General features: G+C 60.5%; 16 protein-coding genes. 6 read left to right on the forward strand and 10 right to left on the reverse strand.

Translation table 11 applies throughout. From position 1 onward, the window contains the following. Nucleotides 1–1,692 (forward strand): alpha/beta hydrolase, encoded by a 1,692-nt coding sequence (locus AACQ95_RS08845; protein ID WP_241278362.1) that lies wholly within the window; start codon nucleotides 1–3, stop codon nucleotides 1,690–1,692. Nucleotides 1,693–1,750: 58 nt separating this feature from the next. On the opposite strand, the gene AACQ95_RS08850 is transcribed toward AACQ95_RS08845, so the two are convergent. The 6 genes from AACQ95_RS08850 to cyoA form a co-directional block, all read right to left on the reverse strand. Then, the gene (locus AACQ95_RS08850; RefSeq protein ID WP_241278363.1) at nucleotides 1,751–3,112 is read right to left on the reverse strand and encodes an MFS transporter; all 1,362 of its coding nucleotides are present in this window, start codon (nucleotides 3,110–3,112) and stop codon (nucleotides 1,751–1,753) included. Nucleotides 3,113–3,392: 280 nt separating this feature from the next. Further along, nucleotides 3,393–4,286 carry a heme o synthase gene (cyoE, locus tag AACQ95_RS08855; RefSeq protein ID WP_043134248.1) on the reverse strand — a complete coding sequence of 298 codons (894 nt, stop codon included), beginning with the start codon at nucleotides 4,284–4,286 and terminating at the stop codon, nucleotides 3,393–3,395. 10 nt (nucleotides 4,287–4,296) lie between these two features. Continuing rightward, nucleotides 4,297–4,626 carry a cytochrome o ubiquinol oxidase subunit IV gene (locus AACQ95_RS08860; RefSeq protein WP_025327639.1) on the reverse strand — a complete coding sequence of 110 codons (330 nt, stop codon included), beginning with the start codon at nucleotides 4,624–4,626 and terminating at the stop codon, nucleotides 4,297–4,299. Continuing rightward, nucleotides 4,626–5,240, reverse strand: a complete 615-nt coding sequence (locus AACQ95_RS08865) for a cytochrome o ubiquinol oxidase subunit III (RefSeq protein ID WP_042871241.1) — start codon at nucleotides 5,238–5,240, stop codon at nucleotides 4,626–4,628. Before AACQ95_RS08865 ends, AACQ95_RS08860 begins: the two co-directional genes overlap by 1 nt. A gap of 4 nt (nucleotides 5,241–5,244) precedes the next feature. Next, nucleotides 5,245–7,221, reverse strand: coding sequence for a cytochrome o ubiquinol oxidase subunit I (gene cyoB, locus AACQ95_RS08870; protein ID WP_241278364.1), 1,977 nt, complete (start codon nucleotides 7,219–7,221; stop codon nucleotides 5,245–5,247). A 3-nt stretch (nucleotides 7,222–7,224) separates the two neighbouring features. Then, nucleotides 7,225–8,250, reverse strand: coding sequence for a cytochrome o ubiquinol oxidase subunit II (cyoA, locus tag AACQ95_RS08875; protein ID WP_084214134.1), 1,026 nt, complete (start codon nucleotides 8,248–8,250; stop codon nucleotides 7,225–7,227). A gap of 611 nt (nucleotides 8,251–8,861) precedes the next feature. Between cyoA and AACQ95_RS08880 the strand changes: the two genes are divergently transcribed. Next, a complete protein-coding gene (locus AACQ95_RS08880) occupies nucleotides 8,862–10,787 on the forward strand; it encodes an NAD(P)-binding protein (RefSeq protein WP_241278365.1) in 1,926 nt (641 codons plus the stop codon). Continuing rightward, nucleotides 10,784–11,983, forward strand: a complete 1,200-nt coding sequence (locus AACQ95_RS08885) for a c-type cytochrome (protein ID WP_241278366.1) — start codon at nucleotides 10,784–10,786, stop codon at nucleotides 11,981–11,983. Before AACQ95_RS08880 ends, AACQ95_RS08885 begins: the two co-directional genes overlap by 4 nt. 75 nt (nucleotides 11,984–12,058) lie before the next feature. Here AACQ95_RS08885 and AACQ95_RS08890 read toward each other — a convergent pair whose 3' ends face one another. Together AACQ95_RS08890 and AACQ95_RS08895 are read right to left on the reverse strand one after the other, a co-directional pair. After that, nucleotides 12,059–12,394 carry a DUF3634 family protein gene (locus AACQ95_RS08890; protein ID WP_241278367.1) on the reverse strand — a complete coding sequence of 112 codons (336 nt, stop codon included), beginning with the start codon at nucleotides 12,392–12,394 and terminating at the stop codon, nucleotides 12,059–12,061. Nucleotides 12,395–12,538: 144 nt separating this feature from the next. Beyond that, complete coding sequence (locus tag AACQ95_RS08895; RefSeq protein WP_241278368.1) at nucleotides 12,539–13,507, reverse strand: nucleoside hydrolase; 969 nt, start codon at nucleotides 13,505–13,507, stop codon at nucleotides 12,539–12,541. Between the two features lie 263 nt (nucleotides 13,508–13,770). Here AACQ95_RS08895 and AACQ95_RS08900 point away from each other — a divergent pair, with 263 nt between their 5' ends. Both AACQ95_RS08900 and AACQ95_RS08905 read left to right on the forward strand, forming a co-directional pair. Beyond that, entirely contained in the window at nucleotides 13,771–14,331 is a 561-nt protein-coding gene (locus AACQ95_RS08900) for a HutD family protein (protein ID WP_241278369.1), read from the forward strand. Nucleotides 14,332–14,436: 105 nt separating this feature from the next. Continuing rightward, nucleotides 14,437–14,892 (forward strand): PD-(D/E)XK nuclease superfamily protein, encoded by a 456-nt coding sequence (locus AACQ95_RS08905; RefSeq protein WP_241278370.1) that lies wholly within the window; start codon nucleotides 14,437–14,439, stop codon nucleotides 14,890–14,892. 9 nt (nucleotides 14,893–14,901) lie between these two features. On the opposite strand, the gene AACQ95_RS08910 is transcribed toward AACQ95_RS08905, so the two are convergent. Together AACQ95_RS08910 and azu are read right to left on the reverse strand one after the other, a co-directional pair. Next, entirely contained in the window at nucleotides 14,902–15,105 is a 204-nt protein-coding gene (locus tag AACQ95_RS08910) for a hypothetical protein (protein ID WP_043556742.1), read from the reverse strand. Nucleotides 15,106–15,317: 212 nt separating this feature from the next. Continuing rightward, nucleotides 15,318–15,758, reverse strand: a complete 441-nt coding sequence (gene azu, locus AACQ95_RS08915; RefSeq protein ID WP_042871224.1) for an azurin — start codon at nucleotides 15,756–15,758, stop codon at nucleotides 15,318–15,320. Nucleotides 15,759–16,087: 329 nt separating this feature from the next. On the opposite strand from azu, the gene AACQ95_RS08920 reads away from it, so the two are divergent. Then, nucleotides 16,088–17,128, forward strand: a complete 1,041-nt coding sequence (locus tag AACQ95_RS08920; protein WP_241278371.1) for an FAD:protein FMN transferase — start codon at nucleotides 16,088–16,090, stop codon at nucleotides 17,126–17,128. The last annotated feature ends 162 nt before the right edge of the window (nucleotides 17,129–17,290 follow it).

Genomic DNA, 17,290 nt, shown 5'->3' on the forward strand with positions numbered 1-17,290 from the left:
ATGAAATACACGCTGATGATATCTTTGCTGGCGCCGGCCCTGCTGGCGGGCTGCGATCTGGAAAAGAAAGAGGAAGCTCCCTTCAAGGCCCGGCATATCACCGCCGCTTATGACACGGGCAACATCTGCCGCCAATTGCGGCAGGGGTGGCAGGAGGATGGCGTCGCCGTGCCCGCCAGCCAGGTCAGTTGCCACTACCTGACGGTGCCGCTCGATTACGACAAGGAGTGGGTCCAGATCAAGCAGACCAAATGGGAGAAACGCCCTGCCCCCGCCCCGGCTACCACTTTCCTCTCTGGCAACACAAGCCGCTTCTCGACTTCCTCCTGGTCAGACAACCCCATCCGGGGCGAGATCAAACAGGAGACCCGCACGGTCAAGGGGGACACCATAGACCTCTTCTATGTGCACTATCGCGCCACCGGTGACTATCGCGGCACCCTCTTCTACAACCCGGGCGGCCCCACCTCGGCCACCCCGGATCTGGGTATCCTGCTCGACATGTTGCGCAGTGCCAACCCCGCCATCCTGGCGCACTACGACATAGTCACCCTGGATCCCCGCGGGGCCGGTTACAGCGCGCTCGGGCATGAACTGCGCAGTTGCCTGCTGACGGACAAGAGCGGCATCCGGCCGGACATGACCCCGGCGCAGCTCGCCCAGATCTTTGCCAGCCGGGACAAGGGCGCCCTGCCGGCGCTCGAGAGCGGTGACGATCAGGGCAAGGCCTTCGGCACTGCGCTGCGGGAGCGCTGCGACGAGCCGTTGAAGCTGCATGCGCCGCACCTGGGCTCGCGGGCCGTGGTCGAGGACATGGAGCGACTGCGCCAGCATCTGGGGCACGACCGCATCACCCCCATCACCTTCTCCTACGGCACCCGCCTCGCCGCCCTCTATGCCGCCCGCTACCCGAGCCACGTGGCCAACCTGGTGGTCGACTCGCCGATGTCCCCTGCCGAGAGCCGCTACCCGGCCATCTTCCGCGGCGATGCCGAGAATGCCAATCGCATCCTTGCATGGCGCTTCGGGGCCGAGGCGCTGCAGCGCAGCATGGCGGTGACCCGCCAGGTGCGCGACAGCGGCCGCTATGTGGACAACATGGGCAATGTGCTCGACCGCGCCCACTGGGAAGCTGTGATGAGCGATGCCATCAGCGGCAGCCAGCACTATGATCAGCTCGCCTTCTGGCAGCAGGATGATGCAGGCCCCCTGCTGACCCGCCTCGCCAAGGAGCAGGCCGACGAGACCCCCTACCAGGATCTGCTGGAAATGCCCTTCTTCAGCGCCATCCACTGCACCGACAACAGCGAGCCCTATGGCTGGCAGGCGCTGGACCCGGAAGATGCCGCCTTCCAGGGGGCCGGCGCCCTGCTGCTGGCCAAGAGCTTCAACACCTGCGCCGACTGGCCTTACCCGCGCCAGCCCATCACCACCTACGGCGCCGGCGAGATAAGGCTCCCGGATGATGCCAGGGCCCTGGTGCTCGGCGCCGAGTACGATCCCAATACGCCCTTCGCCGGTGCCCGCCAGATGCAGGCCGCCTTTGGCAGCGCCGCCCGTCTGGTGCGGGTGGAGCAGAGCAACCGGCACGGCCAGCTGCACTCCTCACAGTGCGCCAGAGAGGCCCTCAGCACCCTGCTGCTGGGCGACGCCACGAGCCTGCCCGCCGAGCAGCCCTGCCTGGCCGACTGAACCCAACCCAACAAAAAGCCCGCCAAATTGGCGGGCTTTTGCATGCTGGCAGACGCCGTCAGACGGCGACCAGCCGCTCCAGATCGCTGCGCGTGAGGCGCTTGCTGTCCACCTTCACATAGAGCGAATGCTCGGCTGGCGCCAGCAGCACATCGCTCACCCCGTCACAGGCGCGGATCTTCTGCTCCAGCGCCGCGCTCGCCTCGACCCCTGCCGGCAGCACTATGCGCAGGCTGCTCACATAGGGGGGCTCCTGCATGGTGAGGCTGACCCCCAGCCAGGCCAGGGCCAGCAGGGCACAACTGCCAAACACCAGCACGCCGCCGCCCAGGCTGTAGAGCAAACCACCCAGGCTGCCGCCTATGGCCACCCCGATGAACTGGCTGGTGGAGTAGACCCCCATGGCGGTGCCCTTGTAACCCGGTGGCGACTCCTTGCTGATGAGCGACGGCAACAGCGCCTCCATCACGTTGAAGCCGATGAAGAAGAGCTGCAGCCCGGCAAGCAGGCCCCACAGCTGCAACCCGGCCTGCCACAGCACCACTTCGGCGATGAGCATCACCAGCACGCAAGCCTGGAATACCCGTTTCATCTGGCGGCGTTTTTCGGCATAGATGATGAAGGGCACCACGCTGACAAAGGCGACCAGCATGGTGACCAGATAGGCCTGCCACTGGCTGTCACGGGGCAGACCGGCCTGCTCCAGCAGCGGCGGCAGCGCCACGAAGCTCGACATCAGCAGGGTGTGCACGCAGAGGATGCCGAGGTTGAGTTTGAGCAGGCGCGGGTTGGTGAGCACGGTGCGCATCCCGCCCCTGACCATGCTGGACTCGCGATTGAGCAGGTGACCACTCGGGGTCGGCACCAGCCAGAGGGTGATGGCTATGCCCCCCAGCGCCAGCAGGGCGATGAGCCAGAACAGGCCGGACAGCCCCAGCGCGTGGGTGATGAGGGGGCCCGTCACCATGGCGATGGCGAAGGTGATGCCAAAGCTCACCCCGATGAAGGCCATCGCCTTGGTGCGGTTCTGCTCGCGGGTGAGATCCGAGAGCAGCGCCATGACGGCGGCCGAGATGGCGCCACTGCCCTGCAGGGCGCGACCGAGGATGACGCCCCAGATGGAGTGGGTCAGCGCCGCGATCACGCTGCCCAGCGCAAACATCAGCAGGCCGCCGACGATGAGCGGCTTTCTGCCGATGCGATCGGAGAGCAGGCCGAACGGGATCTGGAACAACGCCTGGGTCATGCCGTAGATGCCGATGGCAAGGCCGATCAGGGCTTCGGAGGCGCCCGCCAGAGACATGCCATAGGTGGTCAGCACCGGCAGCACCATAAACATGCCGAGCATGCGCAGGGAGAAGACGGAGCCGAGCGCCCAGGTCGCGCGGCGCTCGCCCCTCGTCATGGTGAAATCATTCATGATGGCCTCGATAGGTCAAAGAGAAGGGAGACGCAAGGGGTGGATGACACAAGGCGCGCCACACCCGAACAACGGGAAAAGTGCCCCGCAGGGCGGCTCCATAATAACAGAGCCGGGAAGGTTCCCGGCTCTGGATTTCATGCATTTAGGGGTGCAGTTCACACTATCAGGGCAGCATGCTCACCAGCACGGGAGTTGCATCCGGCTGGAAGTCCACCGACATCATCACGCTCAGGCAAGTGAAGATGATGACGACGAGGGAGAACATGCCGCGTCAGGATCACGGCAGCATGCTCACCAATACCGGCGTCGCATCCGGCTGGAAGTCCACCGACATCATCACGCTCAGACAGGTAATGGTAACGATGGAGAACATGAACAGCTTGCGGGCCCAGAGGGAGTCATCGACCGCCTGCTTGTAACCCGACAGCGCCATCCCCAGCCACCAGACGCTGACCGCAGTGGCCACGATCAGATACTTGTAGCCGGCGTAACCGCCGAGGAACAGCATCAGGGTCGGCACCATGAAGGCCAGTATGTAGAGGGTGATGTGGTGTTTGGCCACGACAATCCCCTTCACCACCGGCAACACGGGTATGTTGGCGGCCTGGTAATCCTTGAAGCGGAAGATGGCAATCGCATAGGAGTGCGGCATCTGCCACAGGCTGAAGATCGCCAGCAGGATCAAGGCGCCCGAGTCGAACTGACCGCTCACGGCGCAGTAACCGATGACGGGTGGCGCGGCGCCGGAGAGGCTGCCGACCAGGGTGCCATAGACGGAGTGACGCTTCATGTAGAGGCTGTAGACCCCTACATAGACCAGGAAGCCCAGCACTGCCAGCAAGGCGGCCAACGGATTGGCTGCAAAGTAGAGCAGTGCAATGCCCGCAACGCCCAGCGCGCTCGCATACCAGAGCGACACACCGGGGGCGATCAGCCCCTTCACCAGGGCGCGGTTCTTGGTGCGCTCCATGATGCAGTCGATGTCCCGGTCGATGTAGTTGTTGAACACACAACCGGAGGCCACCACCAGGGAGACACCCACCATGGTCAGGATGAACAGGGGCACGTCCAGGCTCCCCTTGGAGGCCAGCAGGAATCCCCCGATAACCGAGATGAGGTTACCGAAGATGATGCCCGGCTTGGTCACTTGCAGGTATTGCTTCATCATCACATCAAGCCGCTCAGTGAACCATCATGTTGATGTTGAGGTTGTACATGATCCACAGGGAACCCACGACCACGATGGCGATGATGAGCACGGTAAACACCAGTGCCACCAGGTTCCAGCGCTCCTCTGACGAGGTGTTCATGTGCAGGAAGTAGATCAGATGCACGAAGATCTGTACCACCGCCATGGCCACCACTGTGCCCAGCACCATGGCGTGGGAGGCAGAGCCATCCATCACCATCCAGAAGGGGATCGCGGTCAGGATGAGTGACAGCACGAAGCCGGTCATATAGGACTTGACGCTGCCGTGGCTCGCGCCGTGATTGTCAACGGAATGACTCATTACATGACCCCCATCAGATAGACCACGGTGAAGACGCAGATCCACACCACGTCCAGGAAGTGCCAGAACAGGCTCAGGCACATCAGGCGAGTACGGTTGCGCTCGGTCAGCCCCTTCTTGCTGATCAGCACCATCATCACGATGATCCAGACCAGGCCACTGGTCACGTGGATCCCGTGGGTACCGACCAGGGTGAAGAAGGCGGAGAGGAAACCACTGCGCTGCGGGCCGAAGCCCTCGGCGATCAGGTGGTGGAACTCGTAGATCTCCATGGCGATGAAACCGGCGCCAAGCAGAAAGGTGACCAGCAGCCAGGTATTGACCGCGGAAACCTTGTTCTTGTTCATGGCCAGCATGCCGAACCCGAAGGTGATGGAGCTCAGCAGCAGCAGCATGGTTTCGGCGAACACGAACGGCAGTTCGAAGATGTCCTTGCCGCTCGGGCCGCCGGCGGTGCCGTTGACCAGGACTGCATAGGTTGCGAACAGGGTCGCAAACAGGATGCAGTCACTCATCAGGTAGATCCAGAAACCGAACACCTTGGTGGCACCGGCATCATGGTGCCCATGATCGTCATGGGCGCCGTGAGTGTGATGTAGAACGTCAGTCGCCATGGAATTAAGCCACCTTGTTGATATTGTCGAAATGCTGACCTTCGATGCGCTCGATTTCGTCAACCTGCACGTAGTAATCCACGTCCTCATTGAAGCTGTGGACGATCCAGGTGGCTATCATGCCGACGAAGCCGGCGATGGCCATCCACCAGATGTGCCAGATCATGGCAAAGCCGAACACCACGCTGAAGGCGGCGATGATGACACCGGCACCCGAGTTTTTCGGCATGTGGATGGGAGCGTACTGGGCCGGGCGCAGGAAGGCAGAACCGTCTTGCTTGGCTTCCCAGAAGGCATCCAGACCTGTGATCTTCGGCTCGATGGCGAAGTTGTAGAAGGGCGGCGGGGAAGAGGTCGACCACTCCAGGGTACGGCCACCCCAGGGATCGCCAGTCAGATCGCGGTTCTTCTCGCGGTCACGAATACTGACCACCACCTGGATAACTTGGCACAGGACGCCGATGGCGATCAGGCCGGCACCGCAGGCAGCGACTACCAACCAGCCGTGGAACTCGGGATCTATGTTCTGGCTGACCCGACGGGTCATGCCCATGAAGCCCAGCACGTAGAGCGGCATGAAGGCCACGAAGAAACCTGTGATCCAGAACCAGAAGGCACGCTTGCCCCAGACCTCATCCAGCTTGAAGCCGAACGCTTTGGGGAACCAGTAGGTGATACCGGCGAAGCAACCGAACACCACGCCGCCGATGATGACGTTGTGGAAGTGGGCGATCAGGAACAGGCTGTTGTGCAGCACGAAGTTGGCGGCCGGCACTGAGAGCAGTACCCCCGTCATGCCACCCACGGTGAAGGTGATGATGAAGCCGACGGTCCACAACATGGGCGAAGTGAACTCGATGCGACCGCGGTACATGGTGAACAGCCAGTTGAAGATCTTCACCCCGGTCGGGATCGAGATGATCATGGTGGTGATGCCGAAGAAGGCATTCACGTTGGCGCCCGATCCCATGGTGAAGAAGTGGTGCAGCCAGACCACGAAAGAGAGCACGGTAATGGCGATGGTCGCCCACACCAGGGAGGTGTAGCCGAACAGCTTCTTCTTGCAGAAGGTCGCCACCACTTCGGAGAAGATCCCGAACACCGGCAGCACCAGGATATACACCTCGGGGTGACCCCAGGCCCAGATCAGGTTGATGTACATCATCATGTTGCCACCCATGTCATTGGTAAAGAAATGGGTACCCAGGTAACGGTCTGCGGTGAGCAGGGCTATGGTGACGGTCAGGATCGGGAAGGAGGCGATGATCAGTATGTTGGCGCACAGCGCGGTCCAGGTGAACACCGGCAACCGCATCATTGTCATGCCAGGGGCACGCATCCGGATGATGGTGGCAAAGAAGTTCACGCCGGTCAGCAGGGTGCCCAATCCCGAGATCTGCAGACTCCAGATCCAGTAATCGACCCCGACTCCGGGACTGAACTCCTTGCCCGACAAGGGCGGATAGGCCAGCCAGCCGGTCTGGGCAAATTCACCGACCCCGAGGGAGACGTTGATCAGCACCACGGCGGCGGCGGTAAACCAGAAGCTCAGGTTGTTGAGGAAGGGGAAGGCGACGTCACGGGCGCCGATCTGCAGCGGCACCACTATGTTCATCAGGCCGATCACCAGTGGCATGGCCACGAAGAAGATCATGATGACGCCGTGGGCGGTGAAGATCTGGTCGTAGTGGTGGGGCGGCAATATGCCTTCGCCACCGGCCGAGGCCATCACCTGCTGGGTACGCATCATGACCGCATCGGCAAAGCCGCGCAGCAGCATGATCATGCCCAGGATGAGATACATGATACCGAGACGCTTGTGATCCACAGAGGTGAACCACTCTTGCCACAGATACTGCCACTTGCCGAAATAGGTGATCAGCCCGGCGATGGCCAGCCCGCCCAATAAGATAGCGGCTATCGTGACCATGATAATGGGTTCATGGTACGGGACAGCGTCGAGCGTTAATTTTCCAAACATCAATTATTCCTCGGATCCTGCTTTCACACTCTTGTCATCCATCGGCATGGCCATATGCCCGGCATGATCCATTTGTGCATCATGGGTCATCTCGTCATGGTCCATTGCTTGATGATCCAGGGTGTCGCCATGCTGCATGGCACCTTCGTGGGCCATGCCCTGGTGCTCACCCGGTTTCATGTCACCCATGAACTTGTTGATCACGTTGACGAACAGGGCCGGGTCGGCACTGGCGAAATACTCCACCGGATTGTTCTGGCTCTGCTTGGCCAGGGCCTCGAACTCGGCCATGGTGGCGAGCATCTTGGGTGACTGTTTCACCTTGGCGACCCAGGCATCGAAGTCGGCCTGATCCCGCGTGGCGATGGCCTGGAACTTCATGCCGGAGAAACCGGCGCCGCTGTAACTGCCGGAGATCCCCTTGTACTGGCCCGCCTCGTTGGCGATGAGATGCAACTTGGTCTGCATGCCCGCCATGGCGTAGATCTGACCGCCCAGCTGGGGAATGAAGAAGGAGTTCATCACAGTGTCGGAGGTCACCCGGAAATTGACCGGGGTATTGACCGGGAAGGCCAGTTCATTGACCGAGGCGATACCCAGTTCCGGATAGACGAACAACCACTTCCAGTCGAGGGAAATAACATCGACCTGGATCGGTTTGACGTCCGATTCCAGCGGTTTATAAGGATCCAGCGAGTGGGATGTTTTCCAGGTAATGACCGCCAGGATGGCGACAATAATGACGGGTACAGTCCAGACGACCGCTTCAATCTTGTTGGAGTGAGACCAATCCGGGGTGTATTTGGCATTGGTATTGGATGCTCTGTATTTACGAGAGAATACCACTGCCATAATAATCACAGGGATCACTACAATTAACATCAGCCCGATGGCCGTTAATATCAGTGATTTCTGTTCCAGACCAATCTGCCCTTTGGGGCTCATTAGAGCCATGTCGCAACCACTGAGCAAGCCGGTTGTCGCGAGCAACAGCAAGGCGCCCAAGCCCCTTTTTACATCAGGTCTCATGCCGTTTCCTCATCTTCGCAAGGCGTAAAGTTGTAATAAAAACGCATCATTCTATTGCATCGGGGGGGGATGTGAACAACATGAAAAATTAATCCCGAACTTGTGTGCGGTTTGGGATTTCCCTGTGAAGCATGTTAATGCCTTGACGGCAAGGCATTTATCAAATCCCGCAAATCACAAATTAATCATTAACCGACCATATTTCATCCAATTGTTGTTGATTGAATAGACAGATAGCTGCTTCACCCTATATTTGGCAGGGTTAAATCGCCCCGCTCGTTGCTATTTGTATAAAATATCGACGCTATTTTCGGCGCCGCCGCCGAACAGACAGATCATTTAGTGGAACTCAATCCGGACCATAATTAATCAAATTAAACTCTAATTAATTCCATGGATTTGATGGGGCCATAGTCCGCAAAGATGCATATTGCATGCATTTCCAGGGGCCGGATCCATCACAGGACTCATCATTTTGTTTAATAAGTTATTATCAAAGCCATGGACTCCATCCGGATATGGCGTTAGGTTGCGCCCCTTCGTTACCAAGCCAGTCACGAATTCAACCCTATCCCATTTCCCATTTGACTCTTCATACAACAGGGATTGCCATGAGTATCACACGCAGAGACTTTCTCAACGGCGTAGCCATAGCGATTGCGGCCGGTGTCGCCCCCATCAATCTGCTGCAAGCGGCGCAAGGCGGCAACGCGCTGGCCGACAAGACGCTGGCCTATCCGCCCGCCCTCACCGGCCTGCGCGGCAACCATCCGGGCTCCTTCGAGCCGGCCCACAGCATAGCCCGCGACGGCAAGCAGTATGACTTCGCCAATGTCCCCCTCGAGGGGGAGTACGATCTGGTGATCGTCGGTGCCGGCATCAGCGGCCTGGCGGCCGCCTGCTTCTATCAGCAATTGCTCGGCGCGGACAAAAAGATCCTGCTGCTCGACAACCACGACGATTTTGGCGGCCACGCCAAGCGCAACGAGTTCACCACCCCCGATGGGCTGCGGCTGGGCTACGGCGGCAGCGAATCCCTGCAATCGCCGCGCTCCGTCTACAGCCCCATTGCGCTCGGGCTGCTCAAGGCGCTCGAAGTCAACATCGACGAGCTGGCCAAGGGCTTCCAGCAGACCTTCTACCCGGATCTGGGGCTCAGCCGCGGCGTCTACTTCGACGAGCAGCACTTTGGCGTCAACAAGGTGGTGAGCGGCGATCCGGGCCACAACGTGGCCGACGACATCCCCCGCGATCGCTTGAACGGCCGCCCGCTGGCACAGTTCATCGGTGACTTCCCGCTCGACGAGAGCGACCGTGCGGCCCTGCTGGCCCTGCACGAAGAGAAGATCGACTACCTGAGCGGCATGAGCCGGGAGGAGAAAGACCTCTGGATGACCCGCAACAGCTACACCAGCTTCCTGCGCGACAAGGTGGGGCTCAGCGAGCGGGCGATCACTTACTTCCAGCAGCGCACCAACGACTTCCAGGCGGTCGGCATAGACGCCACCGCCTGCGCCGATGCGCGCCTCTGTGCCCTGCCGGGCTTCGACGGGCTGGATCTCACTCCCCTCGATGCCGAGGAGCAGGCGGAGCTGGACGATCCTTACATCTTCCACTTCCCGGACGGCAACGCCGGGCTGACCCGCTTGATGGTGCGCAAGCTCATTCCGCAGGTGGCCCCCGGCCACACCATGCAGGACGTGGTGCTGGCCAAGTTTGACTACGGCAAGCTCGACCTGCCGGAGCACAAGGTGCAACTGCGCCTTGGCAGCACGGCGCTGCAGGCCAAAAACGTCCGCCTCGCCGATGGCAAGTCGGCGGTGGATGTCACCTACATCAAGGAAGGGAAACTGCATAGAGTGCGGGCCAAACAGTCCGTCATGGCCGGTTACAACATGATGATCCCCTACATGGTGCCCGAGCTGCCAGAGCCCCAGAAGGAGGCGCTGCGCCAGAACGCCAAGGCGCCGCTGGTCTACACCAAGGTGGTGATCAAGAACTGGCACGCCTTCGTCAAGCTCGGCGTGCATGAGGTCTATTCACCGGCGGCCCCCTACAGCCGGGTCAAGCTGGACTACCCGGTCAACCTCGGCGGCTACGAGCATCCCAAGAGCCCGGATCAGCCCATGTGCCTGCACATGGTCTATGTGCCGACCCTGCCGGGCAGCGGCCTCTCGTCCCGCGAGCAGTCCCGCAAGGGGCGCGCCATGATCCTCGGCATGCCGTTCGAGCAGCACGAGCAGATGATCCGCGAGCAGTTGCAGGGGATGCTGGGCAGTGCCGGTTTCAACCATGAGCAGGATATCCTCGCCATCACGGTCAACCGCTGGTCCCACGGCTACTCCTACATCACCAACACCCTGTTCGATGACGAGGCCCAGTGCGAAAAATGGATTGAGCTGGGTCGTCAGCCCATAGGCAACATCACCATAGCCAACTCCGACTCGGACTGGAGCCCCTACGCCCACTCCGCCATCGATCAGGCCTGGCGCGCGGTCAACGAGCTGGTCGCCATGCAGAAAGGAGGTGCCCAATGAACAGCGCCCTGTCACTGACCGCCAGCGCCCTGCTGCTGGCCCTGCCCGCCCTGGCTGCACAGGCAACGCCTGCCATGTCGGCGGGGGAATACGTGGCCAAGCTGGGGGATTGCGCCGCCTGCCACACCAGCGAAACCAGCCAGCCGCTGGCTGGCGGCAAGGGCTTCCCGACCCCGATCGGCACAGTCTTTTCCACCAACATCACCCCCGACAAGAGCCACGGCATCGGCAACTACAGCCTGCCGGAGTTCATCAAGGTGATGCGCGAAGGGGTGGCCCGGGATGGTCATCGGCTCTATCCGGCCATGCCCTACACCGCCTACGCCAAGATGAGCGACACAGATCTCGGGGATCTCTACCAGCATCTGATGAAGGAGGTGCAGCCGCTGGCGGTGGCCAACAAGGAGAGCGACATCCCCTGGCCGCTCAACATGCGCTGGCCGCTGATGGGCTGGAACTGGGTCTATCACGATGACAGCCGCTTCACCCCGGTGGCGGGCAAGAGCGAGCAGTGGAATCGCGGCGCCTATCTGGTGCAGGGTGCCGGTCACTGCGGCAGTTGCCACACCCCGCGCGGACTCGGCATGCAGGAGAAGGCGCTGACCGAGGCGGACCCCCTCTATCTGAGCGGCGCCACCCTGGATGGCTGGTATGCCCCCGACATCCGCGGCACCCGCTACGACAAGCAGGCGCTGATCGATCTGCTGAAAACCGGTCGCAGCCAGCATCAGGCCGTCTCCGGCCCCATGGCGGAAGTGATCACTCACAGCAGCCAGTACTTCAGCGATGCGGATCTGGCCAGCATAGCCACCTATCTTATCGAGATCGGAGACCATACGCCGCCAGCCCAGGGCAACCGGGCCTACGCCAATGCGGGCGGCAAGGCGGACTATGCCATGTACTGCTCCACCTGCCACGGCGTCAACGGTCAGGGCAATGATGGAGTGATTCCATCTCTGGTGGGCAACCAGACAGTGCTGGCCGACGATCCAGCCAGCCTGCTCAACGTGCTGCTGTACGGCGCCGAGACCCCCATTACCCAGGGTCATATCGGCTACCGCATGCCGGGTTATGGCTGGACCCTCAACGACGAACAGGTGGCCGGGCTGGTCAACACATTGCGCGCCTCCTGGGGCAATGAAGGGGTGGCCATCAAGCCGGCCACCGTCAAGGCCCAGCGCGCGCTGCACGAATAAGCCTGCGCCGCACCACCTCTGCCATAAAAAAACGGGCCTCCAGTGGAGGCCCGTTTGTTGTGTGCGAGCGCGGCGTCAACCCTTGCGCGGTTTTGACCCCGGCAGGGGCGCCGCCGGCTGGCGGTAATCGGCATAGGGGAAGATGTTGCGAAAACGCTGGGCCACCGGCTCGGGGATGGAGCGGGAGAAGACCAGCTTGACGCCGTCTCCGTCACGCTGACCCAGAATGCGGCCCCGCACCGTCTCGTGGCGCAGTATCTGCTTGGCATGCTCAATGAATGCGGGAGGCAGCTTGCCCCGTTTGACCACCAGCTTGCCCGGCGCAAGCCGGATCTCGAACAGGGCGCCCCGTCCCAGCTTCATCAACCACCAGATCAGGGCAATCGCCACCAACAAGGATAACCAGGCCATCTATTTCCCTCCTAACGACTCGATATCCGCGCGCAGATCAGGCCATCTCGTGCCCTCCCGGTCGCGCCATGGCTGCCAGTATAAGCCGCCATGGCCCCCGATTGTTTGGCGGGGATCACAGCCGCAGCGTCATTTGGGCGCCACTCAGCAATCCTTGCCCCAGGCCACCAGCGTCTCGCGATAGAGTGCCAGCAAGGCCTGATCCCGCACCGCCACCCCGACCTGCTGGGCACGATAGTCGGCCCAGCCGTCGTGGGGATGGGACTTGCCATCGAATTTTTGCAGGGTATGGCCGATGGCCGGACCCTCGTTGATGACCCGCACCGGCCCTTCCCGCAGGGTGAACAGGGTCGGATCTATCACGTAGGCGATGGCGGAGGGATCGTGCACGTGGCAGCCATCCAGACCGATGCGCTCCGAGTAGAAGCGCAGATAGAAGCGGCTCACATCCCACAGGAAGCGGCCCGGCTCGCCCGCGTCATCGCGCAGCGCATCCAGATAGGCACTGCTGAAGAAACTCTGCTGGGTCACGTCCAGCCCTATGATCACCACGGGCCAGTCGGCGGTAAACACCCGGTCGGCGGCATCGGGATCGTCGTGAATGTTGGCCTCGGCATAGGGGGTCACGTTGCCGCGATGGCCGTTGATGCCAAAGGCGCCCCCCATCACCACCACCTGCTTCACCAGGCTGGTGATCTCCGGCGCCTCCTGCAGTGCCAGCGCCAGGTTGGTGAGCGGTCCTATGGTGACCAGGGTGATCTCGCCAGGCGCGGCCTTCACCGCCTCGACGATATATTGCCAGGCGGGTCTGGGATCCGCCGTGATGGTCACCTCCCCCGCCTCCACGTCCCCCAGCCCGCTCGGGCCGTGCACGACCGTGGTCGGCCCCACCGGCTCGCGGCGCAGCGGGGCCACGGCTCCCTTGGCCACGTCCGCCTTCATGCCATATTTCTGCTTGAGCCAGAGCGCGTTGCGGGTGCCGTTGTCTATGGTGGCATTGCCAAACACAGTGGTGATGGCGAGCAGCTCGATGGCGGGGTGCGCCTCGGCAAACAGTATTGCCATGGCATCGTCGATACCGGGATCCGTATCCAGAATGATTTTGTGGGCCATGGGGCCTCCAGACAGCAAGAGAGTTGCCAGTGTAGCGACCTCCCGCCCGTTTAACAGCGCAGGGATCACAGCCTGAGGGTTTCACCCTACCCGGCCCCGTCGAGTGGCGGCATTTTGAGCAGGTCGGGTGGCAGACGGGCCAATGCGCCTAAATAGTGGCCAACCGGACAAACGCGAAGCGCCACCGCCTTGTGAGCCGGCCTGGGGGATGGTATCACTTGGCCTCATTGCCCCTTCTCTCACTCCACTGCCGAGGCGCCATAGTGATCACCCTGATTAAAGAGTCTGACCAGCTGAAGATGCCCTGGAAGAACAAGCAGGGCACCACAGCCCAGATCCTCATCGCCCCCAAGGGCGCCACCCTGGACAAGCTCGACTTTGACTACCGGCTGAGCTCGGCCCCCATCAAGGGCGCCGGCCCCTTCTCCAAATTTCCCGGCTATCAACGCATCCTGCTGCCCATCAGCGGCGCCGGCTTCGTGCTCAATGGCCACCCCTATGCCACCTTAGAGGCGGCCCACTTCAGCGGAGACGATGAGACCCACTGCGAGCTGCTGAAAAAAGAGGTGACGGATCTGGGGCTCATCTACGATCCCGCACGCATCGGCGCCAACGTGCGGGTGCTCAATCTGCCCTTCCCGCTTAGCCTCAGTCTGGATACAGACAAGACCTACCTCTGCCACCTGCTGAGCGGCCAGCTCGACGTTGAGGGCCAAGCCGTCGCGGTCAACGAGACGCTGGTGGTCACGGGGGAAGAGAGCATAAGACTGGAGTGCCAGAAGAAAACGGCCATCGCCTTCTTTACCTTACAATCAATTATTTAATAAATTTAACCTTTGGGGCCATGGTCAAAAAACACTCCACCATATTGAATCTTATTAATGGTGGAGTAATATGGATCTCTCTATGTTTTTGTGATGAGAGATCCTATGCAATACACATTTGATGGGTTTGAAACACCACCTGAACTCACCACTGAAGAAGAAAAAAGCAATCAACAACTTCAGAAAAGAATGAGAGATATTCTAGAAGAATTTCAATATGTTGAAGATAATCATCTATCGACACACAAAACATTCAAGTCTAGAGTGCCTTATGAAGATCTCTATGGACTTAAAGCCATAAGTGCTTTTGTAATTAACCACCCAGTTGATGGATTAACTCGAATAGAGCCTCATCAACAACAAGTCTCCGGCTCTGTTGACCGCAAATTTCCTTTCTTTTTACAAAGTGCGTATAAAGCCCCCGAACCAAATGTCATTATTTTAATCGAAGGCCAAGGCCATAAAAAGGCCGCCTTCGAATGGTTAAAATCTGAATCAGCCAAATACACCACCAAAAATATCAAATGCTATGACTTGGCAGAATTTGCACTTTGGCTCTGACCTCTTAGATCAGCGCTTGGGGGCGCGGCCCCCGCTGTCGAGACAGGCCTGCATGCTGTCGTAGGGAACATAATGCTTGGTGCGGCTGTAGTAGGTGCCGCCCTGGGGGTGGCAGATGCCGCTCCTGCTCTTCTTGACCGGGGGCTCTGCCGCCAGCGCCAGGGCGCACACCAGCAGCAGGCAACAGCTGACCACCCATTTGACTGCTCTCATCACCCACATCCATTCTGAGTCTGGGGCAACAGGCCCCGCTTGCGGCCTATTCTATCCCGTCCAGGACGCGACCACTCCTCGCCAGATCACGAAATGCACCATTCATTCAATCGCTTGGCTCCTCTGCACCGCGCGATCGACACCAGGTATCCGCATCATAAAAAAAGCCGGGGCAGCCCGGCTTTTTTCTTCATGACCACCCGACAAGCGGCTTAACCGATCTTGAAGGTGCCCTTCATCATGGCGAAGTGGCCGGGGAAGGAGCAGAAGAAGGTGAGGTCTTTGCCGGCCAGACCATCGGTCTTGAAGGTGACGCTGGTGCTCTCGCCACCGCCCACCAGCTTGGTGTGGGCCAGCACGCGCGGATCATCCTTGGGCAGGTAGTTATTGTCGGCACCGGCACTCATGCCTGCGGTGGCCACGGCCTGATAGTCGGCGGTATTCGCCAGCGCCCAGTTGTGGCCCATGGCGGTCACCGGCATCTTGCCGGTGTGATTGAGGGTCACAGTCACCTCTTTGCAGGTGGCAGGTACGCTCATCTCTTTGAGGTTGTACTGCATGGCATCATTGCCTTCGATGACCAACGCGCACTCATCGGCCAGAGCCGGGGCAGCCAGGGTACTCAGAAACAGCAGGGTAATCGCCTTTTTCATCATCCTCTCCTTTGATTGGCAATAGATGGCAACACGATTGCCTGCAGGCTGGCGCCGGACTGGCAAAGATGCTGTCAAAATCGACCTTATTCTACTCAAATGTAGTCAATCGGCTATGGCTTTAGTGCAAAGCTGCGGGTCAGGTCACCAGATTGACCTTGTTCACAACAGACGCTGAACCTGAATGGATACGCATCAACCCCTCTCCCGGCCCACCCCTGTTTAATTTTCTCCCGCCATTTTCCACACGGCCACTCGCCAGCCGCCAGCCGCTTGGCTAAGCTGGCGGCCCATGGCACCAGGCCCTGTTCAAGATAGAGATATTGCTTATGTCGTTTCCCCCGGTATTGGCCCTGCGCGGCCTCCTGCTGACCCTGGTACTGGCGCTGACCGCCTGCCAGCCAGCACCGACCCAGACCCGCATTCAGGGCAAGACCATGGGTACCTATTATGTGGTGACTGTGAGCGATCCCTTCCCGGGGGGCGAACCTGCGCTGCAACAGGAGGTCGATTCCCTGCTGGCGCGCATGAATCACGAGATCTCCACCTACGATCCGAATTCCCTCATCTCCCGCTTCAATCAGAGCACGGGCAAGCAGCCCACTGTCATTCCGGCGGCCATGGCCAGGATAGTGCAGCAGGGCATGGATGCCGGGCACCTCACCCAGGGCAAGCTGGACGTCACAGTGGGGCCGCTGGTCAACCTGTGGGGATTCGGCCCGGACAAGCGCCCGCTCAAGCGGCCAGATGCCGGGCAAATTGCCGCAGCCCGCCTCAAGGTAGGCATAGACAAGCTGAGCCTGACGCCGGAGGGGGATCACTTCCTGCTCGGCAAGGCAATCCCGGCGCTCTACCTCGATCTCTCCACCCTGGGTGAGGGGGCCGCCTCGGACGAGATAGCCGGCCTGCTCGAGAGCAAGGGGGTACACAACTACCTGATCGAAGTGGCCGGTGCCGTGCGCAGCAAGGGCAACAACGGCAAGGGCAACCCCTGGCGGGTGGCCATAGTCGAGCCGTCCGATCAACCGGGGGCCTTCTCGGACGTGGTGAGCCCGAACGGCATGGCGCTCAGCACCGCCGGCAGTTATCGCAACTATTACGAGCTCGATGGCCAGCGCTACTCCCACATCATAGATCCCGCCACGGGCGCACCTGTGACCCACAAGCTGGTCTCCGCCAGCGTGATCACCCCGACCGCACTGGAAGCCGACGCCCTCGACACGGCGCTCATGGTGATGGGGCCCGAGCAGGCGATGGCCTTCGCCAGGGAACATCAACTGGCAGTCTACCTTATCGTCAAGACAGAGCAGGGATTCGAAGCCAGATTCACCCCCCAATTCGCCCCCTATCTGATCCCCAAACAGCCATAAAAACGAGGCCCCGCCGTGCGGGGCCTCGCTGTTTTCAAGTTGGCACTGCACGATGGGAATGTGGTGAGGCGCCGGGGTCACCGTCTGTTTGGGCAGCTCGGCCTGGTACTGGCATGTATTCTCGGCGACATCAAGCCAGTGACCGCCAACAAGGTGCTTCCA

Origin of the sequence: Aeromonas sp. MR19, assembly GCF_963899305.1 — a bacterium.
Classification (GTDB): domain Bacteria; phylum Pseudomonadota; class Gammaproteobacteria; order Enterobacterales; family Aeromonadaceae; genus Aeromonas; species Aeromonas bestiarum.